Raw genomic sequence first — 19,328 nt, 5'->3', positions numbered from 1 at the left:
CCCTAAAACGGCCTTAAAATGCGTACAGAATCCCAAGAGAAACCCCAAGGAGGAACCCAATGTCAGACAACCGAAAATATTATTACCTGAAACTCAAAGAAAACTATTTTGACGATGATTCCATCGTGCTGCTGGAAAGTATGCAGGATGGTGTGCTGTATTCCAACATTCTGCTCAAGCTGTATCTGAAATCGCTGAAACATGGTGGACGGCTTCAACTTGACGAGGACATTCCTTACACGGCGCAGATGATCGCCACCATTACCCGCCAGCAGATCGGCACTGTGGAGAGAGCCTTGCAGATCTTTTTGAAGCTGGGTCTTGTGGAGGTGCTGGACAGCGGCACATTCTACATGAGCAACATCGAACTTTTAATCGGCCAGTCCTCTACCGAGGCTGAGCGAAAGCGGGCTGCGAGGCTCCAAAATAAGGCTCTTTCTGCGCCCCGGACAAACGGCGGACATTTGTCCGACATTCGTCCACCAGAGATAGAGATAGAGTTAGAGAAAGAGATAGAGATAAAGAGAGAGATAGAGAAGGGACACCCCGCCCACGCCTATGGCCGTTACCAGAATGTTTTCCTGACGGACGGGGAACTGGCAGACTTACAGGCCAGCTTTCCCACTGTATGGGGCCAGTACATCGAAAAGCTGTCCGAGTACATGGCTTCTACTGGCAAGCGGTATCAGAGCCATGCAGCGACCATCCGGCGCTGGGCCGGTGAGGACGCTAAAAAAACTGTCACACCCTCACGCAACCGGGATTACAGCGTAAAGGAGGATGAAACTGTATGATTGAGATTACCGCAGAAATCCGGGCATTCATCGACAAGGCAGCTGCCGGTGTGGAATTGGCTGAGGACGAGTATATAGACCCGTCAGACGGGCTCATTCACTGTAAGAAGTGCGGCGGCCAGAGGCAGACCGTTGTGCCATGCTTTGGGAAATCCGGCTACTTTATGCCGCGCTGCATCTGCCAGTGCCAGCGGGAAGCTGAGGAGCAGCGCAAGGCTGCTGAAGAACGGCAGCGCCGCATGGAGCGTATCAAACGCCGAAAGGCACAGGGTTTGCAAGACCGCTATCTCTATGACTACACCTTTGCCAACGACAACGGCCAAAACCCATTGATGGACAAGGCTCACGCCTATGTGGAGAACTGGAAAGAGGCATATAAGAGCAATATCGGGCTTTTGCTATTTGGAGATGTGGGAACCGGCAAGTCTTTTTTCGCCGGATGTATTGCCAATGCTTTGCTTGACCAGGATGTGCCGGTGCTGATGACGAACTTTCCCACCATTCTGAACCGCCTGACCGGGATGTTCTCTGAGGACAGGTCAGAGTTTATTGCCAGCTTTGATGAGTACGACCTGCTTATCATTGACGATCTGGGTGTAGAGCGCAGTACCGAATATGCTATGGAGCAGATGTTTTTCGTCATCGACAGCCGCTACCGCAGCCGCAGGCCCATGATTATCACAACAAACTTGAAACTGTCCGAGCTGAAAAACCCGCCTGACCTGGCCCACGCCCGTATCTATGACCGTATTCTGGAACGGTGTGCGCCGATTCTCTTTGACGGGAAGAATTTCCGGGAAGAAAATGCCGGTGCTACCCGACAGGCAGCAAAAGACATTGTAAACAGTAAGCACGACTGATTTTTTACCGGCGGCACAGACCCGTTCGGAGAAAGGAGCGCCATGAACAAAGAACCCCATACTATGCAGGTGGCAGACGCCGCTACTGCGTCCAGAGCGCCGGAAAACACGCCGGCGATGGTAAAGAAAATCGGCAAGACAACCTACAAGGTTCATGTCCATTTCAGCAATACCAGCACAGAAACCATGAGCGATAAAATCAAGCGTATGCTCAAAAATGAAATTCAGCAGATGTGACAGACTGATAAACGAAGCCGCCTTGTGCTAAACTGATGATGGTACGCACCAAAATTTTTGTCAAGGAGGACACGAAAATGCTTTACACAGAAAAAGAGAAACATGAAATTGAGCGAGTAAAGGAAGTCTTTGCGGAACATCTGCGGCAAAGCCCTGATTTTGAACTGCTCTGGTCGGACAAGGTAGGCTATGTCTGGCTGACGATTGGCGTCAATCCAGTCTATGTGGATACCGGTATCAGAATCGAATCAGCCGCCGATCTCTGCTGCAAGTGTTTGGATGATGTTGCTATGGATGTTTTGTATATGACGGGCAACGATCATGCACTGGAGGAAGCCGACCCGCTGGAATTGGCCGAAATCAAGCGGCGCTGGGAGCCATATATCAACCAGCTGCCAGACTATGCGTATCTCTGCAAAGACCTGCTGAACGGAAAAATGTAATCTATCAAACGAGGTGTCAGGAGCCATACGGTGCTTCTGGCACCTTTTTTGTAGATTTTTGTGAATTCGATTAAAAAGTCCTTGACAATTTGTCTCTGGCAAGACCGCAAAATCCATCCTGATTTCCTGCGGTGCCCGCCTTTCGCCCTTTGACATCCAAGAAATCCGGGATGCGACCATGTACGATGAGCTGGAACTGGATAAGCTGGGCGACCGAAAAACAGCCTTATTCCTTATCATGTCGGATACGGACAGCACGTTCAATTTCCTTATCAGCATGATCTACTCCCAGCTTTTCAATTTGCTCTGTGACAAAGCAGATGATGTGTACGGCGAAAAGCTGCCTGTCCATGTGCGCTGCCTGATCGACGAGTGTGCCAACATTGGCCAGATTCCGCAGCTGGAAAAACTGGTGGCAACCATCCGCAGCCGCGAGATTTCGGCCTGCCTTGTGCTGCAAACCAGAAGCCAGTTGAAAGCCATCTACAAGGATAATCGTTATTTTTGTCATTGTTTATAAACAGCGTTTCATCTCGCAAATTATGACTTCTAAATCCCCGGTTCGCTCCTGCGATGATGTAGATGAACAGGCATTGTCTTATGCAGAAATCAAGGCTCTGTGTGCCGGCAATCTTCTCATCAAAGAGAAGATGGATTTGGATGTGCAGGTCGCAAAGCTGAAGGTGCTGAAAGCCGACCATCAGAGCCAGAAGTTCCGTTTGGAAGATAAGCTGTTGACGAAGTTCCCGGCTGACATTCAGGAAACGAACGCCCACATTGCCGGGTTGAAAGCGGACGCACAGCTTGCCGCCGCCCACCCGCAGGGCAAGGAGGAGTTTTGCGGCATGGTCATTAAGGGTGTTGCCTACGACGAGAAAAAGACCGCCGGCGAGCGTCTGGTTCTTGCCTGTTCCGAGCTGCCCAACGCCGAGGAAAAAGTCATCGGCAACTACCGGGGCTTTGAGCTTTCTCTGCGGTTCGATGCTTTCCGCACGGAGTATCAGGCACTTTTGAAAGGGCAGCGAAAGTACACGGTGCCTTTGGGCAACGACCCGCTGGGCAACATCATCCGTCTGGATAATTCCCTGAACAGCTTCCCGGAGCGCATCACCGCCGCCGAGAATGAGCTGACCACCCTGCATCAGCAGCAGGCGGCGGCGCAGGTCGAGGTGGAAAAGCCGTTCCCGCAGGAAGAGGAACTGGCGCAGAAATCTGCACGGCTGGCCGAGCTGAATGCACAGCTGGATGTGGACGAAAAACAGCATGATGAGCCGGAACAGGAAGAACCGAAAAAGGAGGATGCCCCGCGCCCCTCTGTGCTGGCTGCGCTGGAAGATAAGGCTGATAAGGTAGAACCCGTCAAACCGTTCAAATCTTATTTCGACAAGGAGGAACGATAACGTGCGGAATCGGGAGTACCGATTGTTTATTCGTGTCACCGCAGAAGAACGGCATCGCATCTGTGAAAAAATGTATGGCATGGGGATTCACAGCCTGAGTGCCTATATCCGCAAAATGGCGCTGGATGGGTATTGTCTGAACCTTGATCTGCCACAGCTGCGGAAGATGTCCTACCTTCTTCAGAATTGCAGCAATAATCTGAATCAGATGGCGAAGCGTGTCAATGAAAGCAATCAGCTGTATGCCGCAGACCTTGAGGACTTGCGCACCCGGCTGGATGAGCTGATTGAGATTGGTCGGCAGATCCTTTCCCGGCTGGCAGAGCTCTAAAATTTTCCCCGCAGTTGGAGGACTGTGGGGGTACATAAGGGTTGACATCCTTGCAAGGCAGATGTCGATACCTTTATAATAGGGGCGAAAAAGAAAGGTTGGTGTCTGATATGAGGTTTTTGTTCAAGATGATGCTTGCTCCGATCTCTCTGTTCGTGGCTTTTCTGGCTTTGATGGCAAAGTGGCTTCTTACTCTGTCCAGCTATGTTGTCGCGCCGTTGATGCTGTATATTTTCGGCTGCGGCATCTACACCGTCTACCGCCAGACTTGGGATCAGTTCCTGATTCTGCTGGTTGCTGAATTTCTCTGCTTTGTCCTTTTTGTCGGCGCAACTGCGATGGTGGAGGGCGTTGAACGATTCAGCGGCTGGCTCCGGGACGTTATTTGATTTTGAATCTTCTGCCGCCTTCGGGCGGCTTTTTCGTTGAAGGGGGGGATCTGCTCTGGCCGCTACTCGTCTGATTGCACTGCATCAGCACAAAGGAAAATCTATTGCCGCCTGCCTGAAAGACCGCACCGGCTATGCGCAGAATCCCGACAAGACTGAAAGGGGCGAACTTGTCAGCAGCTATCAATGCAGCCCGCTTACCGTGGATGAGGAGTTTATGCTCACAAAGAAGCTGTACGAGCAGGCCACCGGGCGCAGCCAGAAAAGCAATGTGATTGCCTATCAGATACGGCAATCCTTCCGGCCCGGTGAAATCACAGCAGCGGAAGCAAATCAAGTTGGCTACGAATTGGCCTCCCGATTTCTGAAAGGCAAACACGCTTTTATCGTCGCCACCCATACCGACCGGGAGCATATCCACAATCATATTATCTATAACTCGACCGCTTTGGATGGCACCCGGAAATTTCGGGATTTTTTCTTCTCTGGGCTGGCAGTGCAGCGATTGAGCGACCTGATTTGTCTGGAGCATCAGCTCTCCGTAATTGAAAAGAAGCCTTACCGAGAACGGCAGAAGCGCATCACTTACCCGCCAAAGGAAAGCAACCGCGACCGGCTGTGCAGTGTCATCGACGAAATTTTGCAGCAGAAGCCCACCGACTACGAAGATTTTCTGCAAAAGCTGGAACAGCAGGGCTATGAAATCAAGCGCGGCAAATACACCTCGGTCAAAGGCGCACGGCAGAAACGCTTTATCCGGTTCAAGACACTGGGTGCCGGGTACAGCGAGGACGAAATCAAAGCTGTGCTGGCTGGCAAAGTGGAGCACCACCCCCGCCAGAAACAGCTACCCAAAGAGCAGCCGTTTCAGCTGCTGGTCGATATTCAGGCAAAACTTGCTGAAGGCAAAGGCGGCGGCTATGAACGTTGGGCGAAAAAGTATAATCTGAAAGAAATGTCCAAGACGCTGATTTTTCTGCAAGAGCAGAAAATCGGCAGTGCGGATGAGCTGAAAGAGCTTTCAGATGCTGCACTTTCACACTATCACGAACTGGGCGATTCTATCAAGGCCGCAGAGCAGCGCATGACCGAGATTGCCGTCCTCCGGGCGCACATCGTCAACTACGCCAAGACCCGGCCAGTGTATGATGCTTACCGCAAATCTGGGTATAGTCCCAAATTTCTGGAAGCACACCGGGAGGAAATAACGTTGCACCGAGCTGCCAAAGACGCTTTTGATGAAACAGGATTGAAAAAGCTGCCGAAGGTAAAGGAGCTGAACGCGGAGTATTCTGCTTTGCTCACCAAGAAAAAAGCACTCTATCCAGAGTACCGAAAGGCACGGGATGAGATGCAGGAGATCGTAAAAGCGCAGAAGAATGTAGAGCTGTTCTTTGCAGAGGAAAAGGACGGCAAGGAAAAAGAACAAACCCGATAAGCCAAGGCCGCCGAGAGTCTGACCTTTTATGGTCGGTTCCCGGCGGTCTTTTTTAGTTTATGTAGCAGCGATCTTGCGTCACGAGCCAATCCTCGCACAACCGCTGGGCTTCGTCCATGGTTTTGCAAGTGCAGTTGAACAGCCTGCCGTGCAGCGAACAGTAAGTGTACCGAACTTTCGGTACGCCGTTTTCGTCCTGAAACTTCGTGTAGCGTTCCTCACCGGGCATCAGATAAAGCTGTTCCATCTCTGCATCCGTCCTCTCTTTTTCGTGTGTCAGGCACACAACGTTTTTATTTTACCACGAATGCCGGGACTGTGCCATTGACGCTTGCACCAAAAAGCATTCGGGATTTTCGGAGAGAGTGTGCATTGACACGCAGCAGAAGCGTTCCGCAGGAATGCGCAGCCTGCATCCATTGGATGCAGAACGCATGGGGTTTGGGCACCGCCCAACAAGCATTTTGCAACGCAAAATAGCATTTGTGCGCACAAATGCACTGCTTGCCGCTTCAATGAACAGTACAGATGTATGTGCTCAAAGCATATAGCATATATGAGAGACAACCAATTCATACTTAAGCATAACATTTGAAATCGCAATCTTCTCAGCAGTTTACCTCCCATGCATGATCTGGATCATACATAGCAGTATTTCGCGTCCATTCCCCATTGTCCGGATTAATGCTACAGGAGGCTATGCATTTGTTACCAGTACAGACCAACACATAGATTTCCCAGCATTCTCCAGCCTCCCAGTAGCTTCTTTCACCTTGAATGTACCTCACATCAAGGTCTTCTGGTACTCCCAGACCTCTTGCCATATCCTTCAGCTGTTCTTCCGTCAGCATACTATTCAGGTATTCTTCCTTTGAAGCAAACCGATATTCGTAATCCTCTCCCGGCATTCTCATTGTCTCAGTAAAAATACCGTTTTCTTCTTTGTAGACAACCCGATAATCCAAATCCGAGGTCGCAATGTGGTTTTCATCGACCTTTTCCGGAAAATAGCCGTACACTGAAGTCGATGTATAATTTCCATCATTTACACCAAACAATACAGTCGTTGGTTCGCTCGCCGAATATCCGATTTCAAAGTCCAAAAAAGTTTTATTGCCCAGCGTAATAAAGCTCTCTGAAAAATCCATCTGTTCGGCCCCAGATACCTTTGCCGGTCCGCCCGTTACATCTCCATTCAGAGCAATTTCTTCGACCGAACCATCCGATTTCAGGTAGTAAAGCTTCACCGACTCCCATGTCTGGTATTCGTCATTCCGGATTCCCAAAAATCCAAAGGCTTCCTGTTTTCCATCCCCATCATAATCGTTCACGATGACATAACGCTCGTTTTCTGCATATTCAGCGTCCGCCGCCACCCCATCTATTGCATTCTGGAATATTGCAGTTGTGTCCAGCGGCTCATCATTTTCATTAAGGCCCAGCAAGGCTCTCAGTTCTTCGCAGGCTTTCTCTATTTTTTCTTGTAATGCCTTAAGCATCTGCTCTGTGATTTCTTTAAATTTACTCCAGTCAATAGAGTCCAAAATATTTTGAGCTGACTCATAATCTGACAATGCAGCTTCATTTGCGTTGGTCACCTCGTTGACTTCTGCACGACCCACATAGGCTTCTGCACGTGTGTAGGGCTGTTCCACTGCCTTTTCGATAGCTGTGGTATAGTCTGTCTTTGCATCATCATACTGTTTCAAAACCACATAAGCTTCTGCACGGCCCATATATGCTGAGATATTCTCCGGATCAAGACCAATAGCTTCTGTAAAGGATGCTACAGCTTCCGTATAGTTCAGCTCGGTCAAATACTTCTGACCAAGTTCTACCTTCTCCATTGCCTTTGCAGCTTTCGAGGTACAGGCCGTAAAAAAGACCATTGATAAGAGGAGTACACCAATCAATATCTCTTTACACTTTTTCATAACCGAAGTCCTTTCTTATTTATCCTCTCGATACTCAATTTTGAACGAACCAATCATATTGCTGCTCATGTCCCACTCATAAATTGGCTGAGACAAATTATTTTTTTTCCCTTCCATTACCATATCTGTCGCATCGATCGACTCTGACTTTCCACTATAAGATATAAAGTCCATTATGGCTTTTGTATATCTTGTTCCAGTTGGAACATAAATATAAAGCGTATCAGATGTTTTTTCAACACGACTAACGGGATTACTCAGAAAAACGGTTTCAATAATTTGGGGTCTCCAATCAACTCCCGCCCATTTCTGAATCTCGTTCTCATATATCTGAAAATAGCTACCGTATTTCGACTCGAGTGCTTCCCATTGTGCTGCCAATGCCTCTGCTTCTTGCATTTGTGCCTCTGTCACATGATTTACATCAATTCTCTCCGCCAATCTACTATTAGCCTCTGCTGCTTTCTGAAATTCCAAATACGCTTCTTCTATTTCTGGATACTCTTTTTTTAATGTATAGCCAGCAATTATGCCCGCTATAGCCTCCGCATCAAGATTAGAAGGATAGTTGACGATGGCGTTCATTTGACGGCTTCCAGCTTGCACAGTCAGTTGCATTTTTGTAACATCCCCGTTTTCATCAGCATAGTTCCATACATATGTTCCACCAACTGAACTTTCGTCCTGTGCAGAAGAGTCTTTCTGATTTTCCGCCGTCATATCCACACCAAGCTCTGCTAACATTGCGTAGTCATCCAGTGCTTTATCATACAATCCAAGTCTTATGCAAATTTCTGCGTGCAACTGCAGTACCTTGATTTTCAGCTCCCGAATAAAGGTATCCGCAATATTTTCCTTCATTCCAATATCATCTTCATCCAGCAGGTCGATTGCCACGCTGTAATCGCTCTCGGCAGAGGTCGTCTCATCAGTCAGTTCGTACACTTCTGCACGGCCCATATATGCCTGTGCCTGTGTATACGGCATTTCATCGGTTTTCCCTATGACTTCTGTATAGTCTGCCTTTGCATCATCGTACTGTTTCAAACCCTTATACGCTTCTGCACGACCCATGTAGGCTTCGATGTTAGATGGGTCAATCTTTATCACTTCGGTAAATGCGGCAATAGCTTCAGTATAGTTTGCCTCCGTCAGATATTTCTGGCCAAGCTCGATTTTTTCTGTTGCGTTCGCCGCTTTTGAAGCACAGGCAGTCAGTAATATTACTACTAACCCAATTACTGCTATCAGCTTTTTTTCCTTTTTCGTCATTGTTTTTTTTCCTTATATTTTATTTATACTCGTTCCAAATTTCTTTCTTCATTTTCTTCTCCTGTTTGCTCAGGATGCGGGCAGAGATAACACTCGCAACAGCTGTTACAAGCATTCCTACAATGCCGACCACGAAAAAAATCTGTCCTGTAGACATTTTATCCCTTTCCTTTACTTAAGCCATCCACCTGTACGAAGCTGATCTATAAGATTATTCAATATAGCCATCTGCATATCTTCTGTTCCATTGGCCTGTGCTTGACGGTATTTTTCTACAGCAGAATCATAGCAAGCTCCGGCCTCGTAATAGTTTCTCTTTTCAGCGCTCTTTGCATTCTGCCAGTCAATAAGAAGGTATGCTCTCTGCATATCGAAACGGTAGTCTTCCGGATACTGCTCTGAAAGTTCCTGCAAAATCTTGTTTGCCTCGCTGTATTTATCCAGTGCCTGTAGCGTTGTTGCAAGATTTAGCTTTGTCGAGATGGTTGCGTATCCACTTTCCACTAGCTCATTCAGCCTTTGTTCTGCCTGTTTATAATACTTTTCTGAGTGCTCCTTGTCCGTAACAGCCTGCTGTAGGGAAATATCTGCCAACATCTCCCTTTCGAGCACAGACTGACCTTCTGGCAATGCTTTACAGCTTTGCTTCAGGATTTCCTCCGCATATACGAAATCATCGATATTCAATGCCGCATTGGCCGCTGACAGATATGCATGGCTCAGAAGTTGTATGTCATCAACCTCATCAAACACCTTCTGGTAAAGGTCAAGTGCTTCAGAATACTGCTTTTGCAGTGACATAATCTCCGCTGCGACTAAATCGCAGTCTCCCGAAGATGCGCCGTTTTCCCGCAGGATTTCCAGAGTCTTTTTGGCATCCTCCAGCTTTCCTGCATTAGCCAGTGCGATTGCAAGACTACGATAGCTTTCTGGCTCTGCGCCTTGTTGCTGAACAGCGAGCTGTAACTCTCGTACTGCCTTATCATAATCCTGCAATTCGATATAGCAGTTTCCCTTGATGAAGTGGAGTTTTTCCCGTGTGACAGCATCCATGTCATTTTCCTTCAGATTTCCGGAAGAAACTGCACTTTCCAGCTGATCGACAGCGCCCTGATAATCTCCGGTGCGGTACATCAACACAGCCAGCTGTAGATAGGCATCTGCCCGTCCCGGCTGCCGTTGGATAGCACCCTGCAGAAGGGTCTGCGCTGTCCCATAGTCCGCGGTTTTCTCAGCCTGTTCCGCCTGTGCGAGGTCCAGCAGATAGAGATTTTCCCGCTCACTTCTCATTCGCGTCACGCCATAATAACAGCTGTATGCGCTTGCTGAAAAACAGACTGCAAGTGCCAGCGCAATGACCCGCTTACGCACCTGATAGTCCTTGTAGTTTCGGTCCATTTTGTCAATGTTCTTCAACGCACGCAGCATCTCCGCAGCCTGTTGAAACCGCTTTTCCTGCTGTTTCTGCATCGCCCGGGTGATAATGGTCTGCATCGAGCGGCTTATCTTAGGCTTATACTGTTCCAGCGGCGTTACTTTATCCAGTGATTTTTCCGGAGCATGCCCTGTCACAGCAAAATATAACGTTGCGCCAATGGCATAAATATCAGTCGCCATCGAAATGGCACCGTATTCGCCCTCTGCATCCACCCCCCGCAGGCTACTTTCCTGTCCGCCGGGCATTTTTTCTGTGGGCTGCAATGGCTTCCACTGCTCGTCCATCAGGACTGTTGCCTCATTCTGAAGCGCGGTCTCCATCGGCATCGTTGCATCCATTGGTACGGTCGCATCTTCGATGCCTTCTCTCTGCGGTGGCATCGCTGCGTTGGGGGTGCTTTGCACAGGGCTGTACTGTTCTGGCGCAGCATAGCCATCCGTCACCGCGACCGCCTTCTTATCCCGCCGAAAAATCAGTGATGTGTTGAAATCAATCAGGCAGATGTCTCCGCTGCGGGTAATCATTATATTTCCCGGCTTAATATCACAATGAATGATAGCCGGTTTTTCGCTAGTTTCCTGATGTAGATACTGGACTGCCTCGCAGAGTTGACACGCCCAGCGATAGCACTCTTTTTGGGTCACCGGACCATTTTTCAGTACATACTGCTCCAGATTTTCACCCTTGATGTAATCCATTACAGTATAGATACAACCGTCCTGCCCATAAAGCACATCATAGATTCTTGGCAAATACTGATGCTTTAGACTTTTTAGAATTATAGACTCATTTTCCTGCTTGATTCGGTCATGATACTGCACTTGTGTACGCTTGATTACCACATCAATATCCATGCCCTTTTTATGAGCTGCAAACACGTCTCCTGTGCCACCCAGCCGATTCAGCACATGAATATTTTCATAATCTGGGTTCGTAAACCCAAGCGTAATTGTTTCGCTCACAAGATTCCTCCTAGTTCCCGGTCATATTCCTCCGGTGCCGCTTCTCCTGAAAGCCTCGCCCACACCTCAATCCATTCTGCAGAATCGGAGCGTTTCTGTTCCTGACCGTCCCACTTCAGCACCAGCGCCGTGATGTTGTCCGTTTCACCATGAGCACGGCAGTACTCCACAGTTTTCTGCATCTGCTGCCACAACTGTTCTCTCGTTTCTGTTTCTGTAAGAAGCCGATGTATCTGTTTCTCAGCCAAATAGTGACAGAATCCATCACTGCACAACACTACAGCGCCCCTCTGTGGGCGTGGTCCGCTCTGGAACACAGGTTCCATTTTTCCATATCCAAGGCACTGTAGCAGAATATTCTTCCGCTGGTCTGTCTGCATTGCCTCTGGCGAAAGCCTTCCGGCCTCTACCTCTCTCATCGCAAGCGTCTGGTCTTTCGTCAGTTGCTCCGTTCCGGCACCGTCATCCAAGTAAATTCTGCTGTCACCAACCTGCACCCAGTAGAGCCTATCCGAAGATATCAGCAACGCAGACACCGTTGTTCCGAACTGCATCGCTGATCTTTCAGCGTATTCACAAAGCGCGTTATGCAGATTTTCCAGTATCTGATGCCATGAGAGGAATACCATCGTATCTGTCAGCCCCGATTGCATGATCAAAGGAAGTTGCTGTTCAAACCAGTCTTCAAAGCAGCGTACTGCGCCCGTGCTGGCAAGTTCTCCAGCTTGCAGACCGCCCACTCCATCGCACACTGCCAGAAGCGCGACCGTTTCCTGTCCAAAGCTCGATATCCTCGCACAGAAGCTGTCCTGATTCGATGAGCGGACGTCCCCTTTATCCGTTATATGTACCAACTGTAATGCCATATCAGGAACCCATTATCACGTTGAACACCACATCTGCCATCCTGATTGTGTCGCCTGCATGGAACAATGTCGGCTTAGAAGGCTCCAGCCGCCGCTCATTCAGATATGTATGATTCTGCGTATTATTATCAACGATATAATAATTTCCGCCATCCAGCAAAATATAGGCATGGTCATTTCCCAGATAGTGGTTTCTTGTCTGCACTGTATAATCCACGATATTTTCCGCACGTCCGATATGGAAATTCGTATGGGTCACATGGATGTACTGATTCGTATCCTTCTGGACAAGGTACAGCTCTCCGGCGCCTGTCGTGCCGCTCCCCATGACCATCGTTTTGGCGGTCCCGCCGTTCTCGCTGCCAGACAGCAGCACCGTCCGGCCTGCTTCTGCTTTCGGGGCAGCCGGAGCCTGCATGGGCGCAGCGACCGGGGCCGGGCGCTGCGCACGAGGCATCTCGGCCTTTTGTGCTGCCTGCGGGGGTTCTTCTTTCTGCTGGAAGGGGTTTTCCTGTTCTTCGCTGCCTGCTTTCTTCTTGTCCTTCTTTCCTCCAAAAAGGCCAAACAGGCCGCCGCTCTTTTTCTCCGGTTTCTTCTCTGCTTTTTTATTTTCCTTCTGCGGCTTTTCATTTTTGGGCTGGACTTCTGCGAAAGGATTGCCGCTCTGTGCAAAAGGATTGTCCTGTGCCGGTTCCGGGACTACCGGTTCCTGCTTGGGGATCTCCGTTTTCGGCGGTTCCATCACGGGCTTCGGCGGGACATACGGCTTCGCCTGGATCGGATGTCTTTCCTCGTATCGCGGGGTCTCCTCCTGCACCGGCTCCGGGAGCTTTTCCATGACCGGTTTTTCTTTCAGTTTCGGCTCAAGTTCCGCAAAGGAAAAGCTTCCGCCATACAGCAGCTGACGGGAAAGGACATTGAGTATCCTGCTGTCCTGAGGCATCTGCTGACCAATGAGGCGAAACACGAAATGCGTCAGCTCCATCGGGTCATACTTCTGTCCTGCTGCCTCGACCGGACGGTACAGCACAAATGCCTTTCCGTCCGCATCCAGATAGACAACTCCCGGTTCCAGATCGATCTTGCGCGGATTCAGCAGATATTCATCGCATTCTTTTTCCGCCTTGCACAGCGACAGGAAAAAGTTGGTCAGCCGGGTCTCGTTTTCCAGGATCCTTGCAGCCTGCTCCAGAGGCGTCAGACCCGTAATGTTGTACAGCAGACGGCAGTTTCCATTGACCCATTGCACACTGAGCGGCAGAAAACCGGAGATCTGGTTCGAGACCAGCATCCCTCGGTCTACCTCATCCAGCTGCTCTTCATCACCAAGTTTTCCCTCAAGATAGATTGCATTGCCCTGTGTGATAACAGTATATTCCTCCATAGTGCGACATCCTTTCCGCTGTTTTATTTCCAGAGTCTGCAGCAAACTGTTTGTGTACTTTCAAATTCTCCGAAGTGGAACATCTCGATGTAAAAGAGCAAACGAACCTTGTAGGAAACCTGTATGGTCATGTCGGTGCCAGATTTTTCTGTGCCAGCAAAGGAAATTCCATCCAGACCTCCCACCACGCCATAATTTTTCAACAGCCCATCGGCGTCTTCCGTCCCACCGTTCAGATATGCAGCAAATCGTTTTTTTGCATTGCTGGTCTCCGTCTGTTCCATTTCTGTTGTCGACTGCAATGAAGAAAACATTCCTTTCCAAGAGAAATCCGCCGATGTACTGAAATTTTCTCGATGTCCACCTGAAATCCAATCAAACACTTTGCTGGGAATTTGCTGCAGCGTTCCAGTTTTGAACATTGACTGATTATAATTTTCCAGCGCCATGCTCTGACAGGCTTCCTGCATAGCATGGCTGATCATGCTTTGAACCGTAAACACCTGTATCACACTGTACAGTGCAATCATTACAATGAGAAATAATGTAAGTGAGATACATGCTTCGATTGCAATCGCACCATCCTGCTCATCCTTAAATCCAGAAAATATCTTTTTCATTTTAATACCCTCGATAGATTATCCGATGTGCAGTCCATACAGACTCCTTTGATAAAGTCGGAACCGGCAATACATTTACAAATTTTCCATTCACTTCCGCACGAACCGCGGTATACGCTTTATCCACGTCGAACTTTTTTCTAGTACCCGTCAGCTGCTCCTTCAGGGAATACTGGGTATTATTCGTCGTAAGTGCTCGATTTGTTTCCTCCATCTGGATAATGTCCACAAAGCGGTTCAAAAGCTGATCTGTACTTCCGGTATAAAATACCATCAGCATAATAAACATGAACTCTGTATAGTTAAATTCATTCAGGCTTTTTCCGTAGTTGCTTGCATCAAATGGCTTCTTCTTTTCCGATTTTTTAGATACGTCCGTATTTTTATTCGCCATGCTGGTCGATGTGTCAGCACCTGACGATGTGCCCGTATCAGACGGAATGATCAAGCCGTTCTCATTAACTTTTGCGTCCTTGAATGTGCTGTATGTATCCCTGCGTGCCTGCATCTTTTCATTAACACTTTTAAATGTTGCCTGATCTTTCGAGTCAAACATTTTGGAATTCATCAGCGTCTCCAGAGCACTGGCAAATCCAGTGGGATTAACATGTACTCCTTTTGCGGTCTTAAAAAGTTGGACTTTGTTTCCATTCACCAGGAGAAGTGTATCCACTGTACCATTTGCCATTGCGAACAGGACCGGTGTCAGTATTTTCATCGCAAAACTCAGTGCGGGTCCGGCATAAGGCACTGCAGCGGCAGCCGTTGACCAGCCTATCTTCATGCCGTCAACAAACGGATCATTTGCAACTGCCCAGATGCTCATCACACTCTGAAGAGCGACCAATTTACCAAAAACACTTGCCTGATTTTCATATTCACTCATCTTTCCGGTCATCAGATATTCCATCTCTGCCCCGCAGAATGAGTATTTGTTTTCTTCTTTTACCAGAAATTCACCCCGGACATTTTGCGCCTCATATTTGGGAGCCAAGCCTCCGCTTCCGCTAAACGATGCACCAGACAACGACACTCCCGAATCGTAGTTTGTACGATTTGAAACGCTATAAGTCAGATATCCCATCAGAAGGACCTTATCCCAGCTGTTTCCTTTTGCAAGGTTGCTCATGCTGTCTACAACAGCTTTGTATCCCTCCATTTTCTTTTTCAGCCGGTTGACCATTTGAATCATTTTTTTGAACAGATTTCCCGTTGCTTCTCCATCATCATCAGCCTGCCCGCCAACGTTGATGCCGCCATCCAGCTCTACAGAGTCCGCCTCCGAAATCGGCAGTCCGATTTTATTCAGATTATCCTGTGCTGTTTTCTGGTCTTCTTTTTCAAATGGCGAATCCAGTGAGTATTCTTGCGCAGAGCGAATCCTCTGACTCGGAAGCTTTCCATAATAGTTCAAATCTATTTTGCTGTTCAGATCTTCGTCGTAGAGTGTGTCAATACTTAATAGAGCAAAAATGCCATCGATAAAATCCATCGGAACGCCCTGTATGCTCTCCTGTCCCACAGACTGGCGCACATTATTCCAGAGTTCCTTGTAGCTGCTCGTGTCTGAAAACTTGCTCAAGTCCACCTGATGAAGCTTTCCGGCCAGATTTTCCAGACTGTCCGCATTCATGGTTTCCAGGTCCATCCCCTTCAGAAATTCCATTTCTTCGTTCAGGCCCTTCAACGAATCCACGCATGCCTCTGAATTATAGTCCTCCAGAACATCCTTTGCGTTATCACCCGTTTTCAGCTCATCTGTAATTTCCTTCATGCTGGTCGTTTCATTTGCAATCTTATTTATGCTGTCCGTGTCCTCATTTATTCGCTCCTGTACCTGGTCCCTCAAAGCTTTCAACTGTCTTTTTTCTTCCCGATTTTCTCCTTGTGGATCGTCACCCAATGCAGCGAGCTGGCGGTCGATTTCCTTTATCACACCTTTATTATCCTGAATGTTTTTATTCAGAACATCCTTTTCGCTTGCCTGCTTGGTCGATACGGCAGTTGTCACTCCATCCACAAGAGTATCATACGCACTGCGTTCCTTACTTGCTGCCGTATCGAATTTTTTAGCCAGGCTGGATATTCCATCCCGTTCCTTGTCGATTTGATTTTGATAATCATCCTTGGCTGTATTGGCTTCCTGAAGCAGGTTTTTCAGCTGTTCGTCCCACTGCGCCGCTTCTTTCTCATTTTCAGGCCGCTCTGTTTTTTTATGCTCGATCAAGCTGTCCATCGCATTTTTGAACCTGTTATACGACTCAGCATATTCGCCCGTTGTCTTGGTCACTGCATCAAGCTGCTCGCTGGCCTCCTTCTGGGCATTGTACGAATCCAACCCGCCCTGCAGGCTCGAACCTACAGAATTCAGCTGTTTGATAACATTGCTCACCGTTGTGCTGTAGCCTTCAAGCTGAGAAACAATATTGTCAAAATTCACACCTTCCAGAATAAGCTTTGTAGGAACGGTATACGTTGAAAATTCATTGATCTGCTGGTACAATACCTCGATATCTGCCAATGGGTATACGCCCGTGGCCTTGGTCTGCGCATTTGAAAGAGAAAACGAACGCGTATCCTGTGTATCCTGCTTTTTCAAGTAAGACAAAAACTGCTGATCAATGTTTTTATTCTGATCGATTGCCAACAATGCAAAGCGGTCCATCAAAAACTGATCGTACTGTGCAAGCACCGACATCTCACTGGAACTGATCGCCGAATCCAGCCCTCGCAAAGCGCTCTGATACCGCCCCACTTCTTCCAGAATAGCAGCTACTGAATAAAACGGAACAAGCAATACTATCAGCAGAAGCGAAATAATACCCTCTGTTCTTTTTATCAGCCGCTCTTTCACGTGCTTTTTCAGTTCAAACATATTTTTCCCCTCACACGTAGTTACTTATCTTATGTTTCGCCCTTATTATTTTTTCAGCGCCTTGAATCCAGAACGTATAATGGAAATGACTTTTTCCGCCGTTTTTATTACGCTCGAACTGACTCCCGCACCAATCGCATCTTCCATTGCATCCAGGCTCTTATTCGTATAGATATAATGCTGTATATCCAGACAGACCGCCCGGCCCGTAGCCGTAAATTCCCGATAAGGACTCTGCCCAAAATACTTCATTGCAAATCCAAACGGGATTTCATACTGTGCAGTTACTTTGACCTCCACGTGGCTTGCTGCAAGTGCGTCCTTCACAGTCGTTACTTCTATATCCAGTCCTTTTTCTTTTGCAAATCCTGCTTTTTTCAGACTATACCGCGCATATTTTTCAGCCCGATTCGCATTGACATCCTGAATTTTCTCTTCTTCGTCATCTTTATATCTGTATGGACTGAGGCTGACTCTCGCCGCATGACTGATATAACCAGTAATCGGGTCCGAACTCGAGTACCCATACGTCTGCGCAATACGGGATGCTGTATCAGTTGCGACATATTGCACAGCCCAGTTCTGGTACATCAAAAAACCAAACGCCCAGATATAGAACAGCACAAACAGCATCAGGGTGATCACCAGCAGGCCCTCGATTGCTTCCATGCCGTTCTCCTGCTGCCGGAGGGCGCTTTCTTTCCACCACTTTTTCATGGTATACCTCCTGCGGCTCAGCTGCGTTCTACGCGCCAGCTCAGCATCTGCTGAACATCGCTGTCCAGCACTCTGGCCGGGCAGACTCCGTTTGCATCAAAATACGACGCATCTGCCAGAAGATGATCGATCACCAGCGTACCATTTCCATTGATGAAGCCCCATTTGCCATCGGTACACACCGCTGCAACGCCGCCGGAAAAGCTCTTTGCCTTATCATATTCCGGCTCGATGGCTACGTTTCCGTCATTTGTCGCAAAACCCCATTTGCCGTTCTTGCAAAAGGCAAGACCGCTGCCTCGGTTCAGATCGACCGCATCCGCATCCAGTGCTCCCTGCTTCTCGCCGCTTTCCGAGTAGAAATTCCATACGCCGTTTTCTTTTGCGAGGAACACACCGCCGACCAGCCACGAACCATTCTCCGACAGCTGGATTTCTTCATAGCTGCTACCCTGCTGTGCACCGCTCTGATCCACAAAGATCCACTCACCGTTCTGTGTCCGGACAGGTGCCTTTCCGTTCTGGAACATACCTGCCATCTGATAACCATTCAGGTATTCCGTGCCGTTGATATCGATATAACTCCAGTCAGAGCGGCCCTTCAGCTTCACCGGAAACAGTCCATCGCCGTATCCGTTGCCTTCTTCGATTTCTGCCATAAAGCGGCCAACCATCAGATTCTGGCTAAGCTGAAAGGCAAAGCTTTCGCCTTTTTCATCCGAACACAGTACCACAGTGCTCTGTCCCACCGGGCCGACAAAGACATAATCCCGGTCCAGCAGTTCGCCGTCTGCGCTGCTGAAAAGGACATTTTTTTCTCCATCCCATCCAAGGTACACACCATCCATTCCAGCCAGTTGCACCGAAAGATAGCTCGAATTGGACACATTGCAGGCGTAGTAAGCCTCATTCCAGTACTGCATCATTGCATCATTGAACGGTATCTTTGCCGCATCTGCCTGTTTCAGCGTCCTTACCACCGAGTCGTAATCGCCGTCCTCATAATAGAGCTGCACATAAGCCTCCCAGTAGTCTGCCCGAGCCGGATACTCTGCCACAGCCGCCGCATAGGCATCTTCTTCGATGCTGCGGACATTCGCCGTGGCACAGTCCTCATAATATTCCTTACAGGTGGCGATGTAGGCATCATACAGTGCTTCTGTGGGCTTGTTACCGATTGCACTCATGTAATTCTGAAGCGAAAGCTGGAACAGCTTTTTGCCGCGGTAATATTCCGCTGCCGCCACAGTATCTTTCTGTGTTTTGACCTCGCTCACTGCATTCATGCCCAAAACCGTCCAGCCTGCAATACAGACTGCCACAAGCGCCACCAATGCAACCAGCCGCGTTTTTTTCATCCTTTAATTC

Annotated in this window: 19 protein-coding genes and 1 pseudogene; 9 read left to right on the top strand and 11 right to left on the bottom strand. The window is 48.4% G+C overall.

Annotated elements, in window-relative coordinates:
• The first annotated feature begins 59 nt into the window (after window positions 1-59).
• From GKG36_RS09420 to GKG36_RS09380, 9 genes and pseudogenes are all read left to right on the top strand, one after another.
• Window positions 60-794 carry a phage replisome organizer N-terminal domain-containing protein gene (locus GKG36_RS09420; RefSeq protein ID WP_015524248.1) on the top strand — a complete coding sequence of 245 codons (735 nt, stop codon included), beginning with the start codon at window positions 60-62 and terminating at the stop codon, window positions 792-794.
• Entirely contained in the window at window positions 791-1,654 is an 864-nt protein-coding gene (locus GKG36_RS09415) for an ATP-binding protein (RefSeq protein WP_015524249.1), read from the top strand. The genes GKG36_RS09420 and GKG36_RS09415 overlap by 4 nt, the downstream gene beginning before the upstream one ends.
• 42 nt (window positions 1,655-1,696) lie before the next feature.
• Window positions 1,697-1,891 carry a transposon-encoded TnpW family protein gene (locus GKG36_RS09410; protein ID WP_015524250.1) on the top strand — a complete coding sequence of 65 codons (195 nt, stop codon included), beginning with the start codon at window positions 1,697-1,699 and terminating at the stop codon, window positions 1,889-1,891.
• A gap of 77 nt (window positions 1,892-1,968) precedes the next feature.
• Window positions 1,969-2,334 (top strand): hypothetical protein, encoded by a 366-nt coding sequence (locus GKG36_RS09405; protein WP_015524251.1) that lies wholly within the window; start codon window positions 1,969-1,971, stop codon window positions 2,332-2,334.
• A gap of 94 nt (window positions 2,335-2,428) precedes the next feature.
• Window positions 2,429-2,830: pseudogene (locus tag GKG36_RS09400) on the top strand (type IV secretory system conjugative DNA transfer family protein); the annotation flags it as partial.
• Window positions 2,831-2,927: 97 nt separating this feature from the next.
• The gene (locus GKG36_RS09395; RefSeq protein WP_154260428.1) at window positions 2,928-3,734 is read left to right on the top strand and encodes a hypothetical protein; all 807 of its coding nucleotides are present in this window, start codon (window positions 2,928-2,930) and stop codon (window positions 3,732-3,734) included.
• 1 nt (window position 3,735) lies between these two features.
• Entirely contained in the window at window positions 3,736-4,065 is a 330-nt protein-coding gene (gene mobC, locus GKG36_RS09390) for a plasmid mobilization relaxosome protein MobC (protein ID WP_243145081.1), read from the top strand.
• A 110-nt stretch (window positions 4,066-4,175) separates the two neighbouring features.
• Window positions 4,176-4,454, top strand: coding sequence for a hypothetical protein (locus tag GKG36_RS09385; protein WP_154260426.1), 279 nt, complete (start codon window positions 4,176-4,178; stop codon window positions 4,452-4,454).
• Window positions 4,455-4,509: 55 nt separating this feature from the next.
• Window positions 4,510-5,892 (top strand): relaxase/mobilization nuclease domain-containing protein, encoded by a 1,383-nt coding sequence (locus GKG36_RS09380; protein ID WP_154260424.1) that lies wholly within the window; start codon window positions 4,510-4,512, stop codon window positions 5,890-5,892.
• Between the two features lie 52 nt (window positions 5,893-5,944).
• Here GKG36_RS09380 and GKG36_RS09375 read toward each other — a convergent pair whose 3' ends face one another.
• The 11 genes from GKG36_RS09375 to GKG36_RS09325 all read right to left on the bottom strand — a co-directional run bounded on the left by GKG36_RS09375 (window position 5,945) and on the right by GKG36_RS09325 (window position 19,318).
• On the bottom strand, window positions 5,945-6,139 hold the full coding sequence (locus GKG36_RS09375; RefSeq protein WP_117529620.1) for a DUF3873 family protein: 195 nt from the start codon (window positions 6,137-6,139) through the stop codon (window positions 5,945-5,947).
• Window positions 6,140-6,500: 361 nt separating this feature from the next.
• Complete coding sequence (locus GKG36_RS09370; RefSeq protein ID WP_154260422.1) at window positions 6,501-7,826, bottom strand: tetratricopeptide repeat protein; 1,326 nt, start codon at window positions 7,824-7,826, stop codon at window positions 6,501-6,503.
• Between the two features lie 15 nt (window positions 7,827-7,841).
• Window positions 7,842-9,098, bottom strand: a complete 1,257-nt coding sequence (locus GKG36_RS09365; protein ID WP_154260420.1) for a tetratricopeptide repeat protein — start codon at window positions 9,096-9,098, stop codon at window positions 7,842-7,844.
• Window positions 9,099-9,117: 19 nt separating this feature from the next.
• Window positions 9,118-9,255 carry a hypothetical protein gene (locus GKG36_RS09360; protein WP_154260418.1) on the bottom strand — a complete coding sequence of 46 codons (138 nt, stop codon included), beginning with the start codon at window positions 9,253-9,255 and terminating at the stop codon, window positions 9,118-9,120.
• Between the two features lie 14 nt (window positions 9,256-9,269).
• Window positions 9,270-11,498 carry a serine/threonine-protein kinase gene (locus GKG36_RS09355; protein ID WP_154260416.1) on the bottom strand — a complete coding sequence of 743 codons (2,229 nt, stop codon included), beginning with the start codon at window positions 11,496-11,498 and terminating at the stop codon, window positions 9,270-9,272.
• On the bottom strand, window positions 11,495-12,364 hold the full coding sequence (locus tag GKG36_RS09350) for a PP2C family serine/threonine-protein phosphatase (RefSeq protein WP_154260414.1): 870 nt from the start codon (window positions 12,362-12,364) through the stop codon (window positions 11,495-11,497). The genes GKG36_RS09355 and GKG36_RS09350 overlap by 4 nt, the downstream gene beginning before the upstream one ends.
• A gap of 1 nt (window position 12,365) precedes the next feature.
• Entirely contained in the window at window positions 12,366-13,748 is a 1,383-nt protein-coding gene (locus GKG36_RS09345) for a DUF6382 domain-containing protein (RefSeq protein WP_154260412.1), read from the bottom strand.
• Window positions 13,749-13,771: 23 nt separating this feature from the next.
• Entirely contained in the window at window positions 13,772-14,368 is a 597-nt protein-coding gene (locus GKG36_RS09340; protein WP_154260410.1) for a hypothetical protein, read from the bottom strand.
• Window position 14,369: 1 nt separating this feature from the next.
• Window positions 14,370-17,243, bottom strand: a complete 2,874-nt coding sequence (locus tag GKG36_RS09335; RefSeq protein ID WP_154260408.1) for a DUF5702 domain-containing protein — start codon at window positions 17,241-17,243, stop codon at window positions 14,370-14,372.
• A gap of 45 nt (window positions 17,244-17,288) precedes the next feature.
• Complete coding sequence (locus tag GKG36_RS09330) at window positions 17,289-17,960, bottom strand: pilus assembly protein (protein ID WP_154260406.1); 672 nt, start codon at window positions 17,958-17,960, stop codon at window positions 17,289-17,291.
• Window positions 17,961-17,977: 17 nt separating this feature from the next.
• Window positions 17,978-19,318 (bottom strand): WG repeat-containing protein, encoded by a 1,341-nt coding sequence (locus GKG36_RS09325; RefSeq protein ID WP_154260404.1) that lies wholly within the window; start codon window positions 19,316-19,318, stop codon window positions 17,978-17,980.
• Window positions 19,319-19,328 lie beyond the last annotated feature (10 nt).

The organism is Faecalibacterium sp. BIOML-A1, from assembly GCF_009679715.1.
GTDB lineage: Bacteria > Bacillota > Clostridia > Oscillospirales > Ruminococcaceae > Faecalibacterium > Faecalibacterium taiwanense.
Note: the sequence above shows the minus strand (reverse complement) of the source record. Positions and strands in the feature narration are given on the sequence as shown.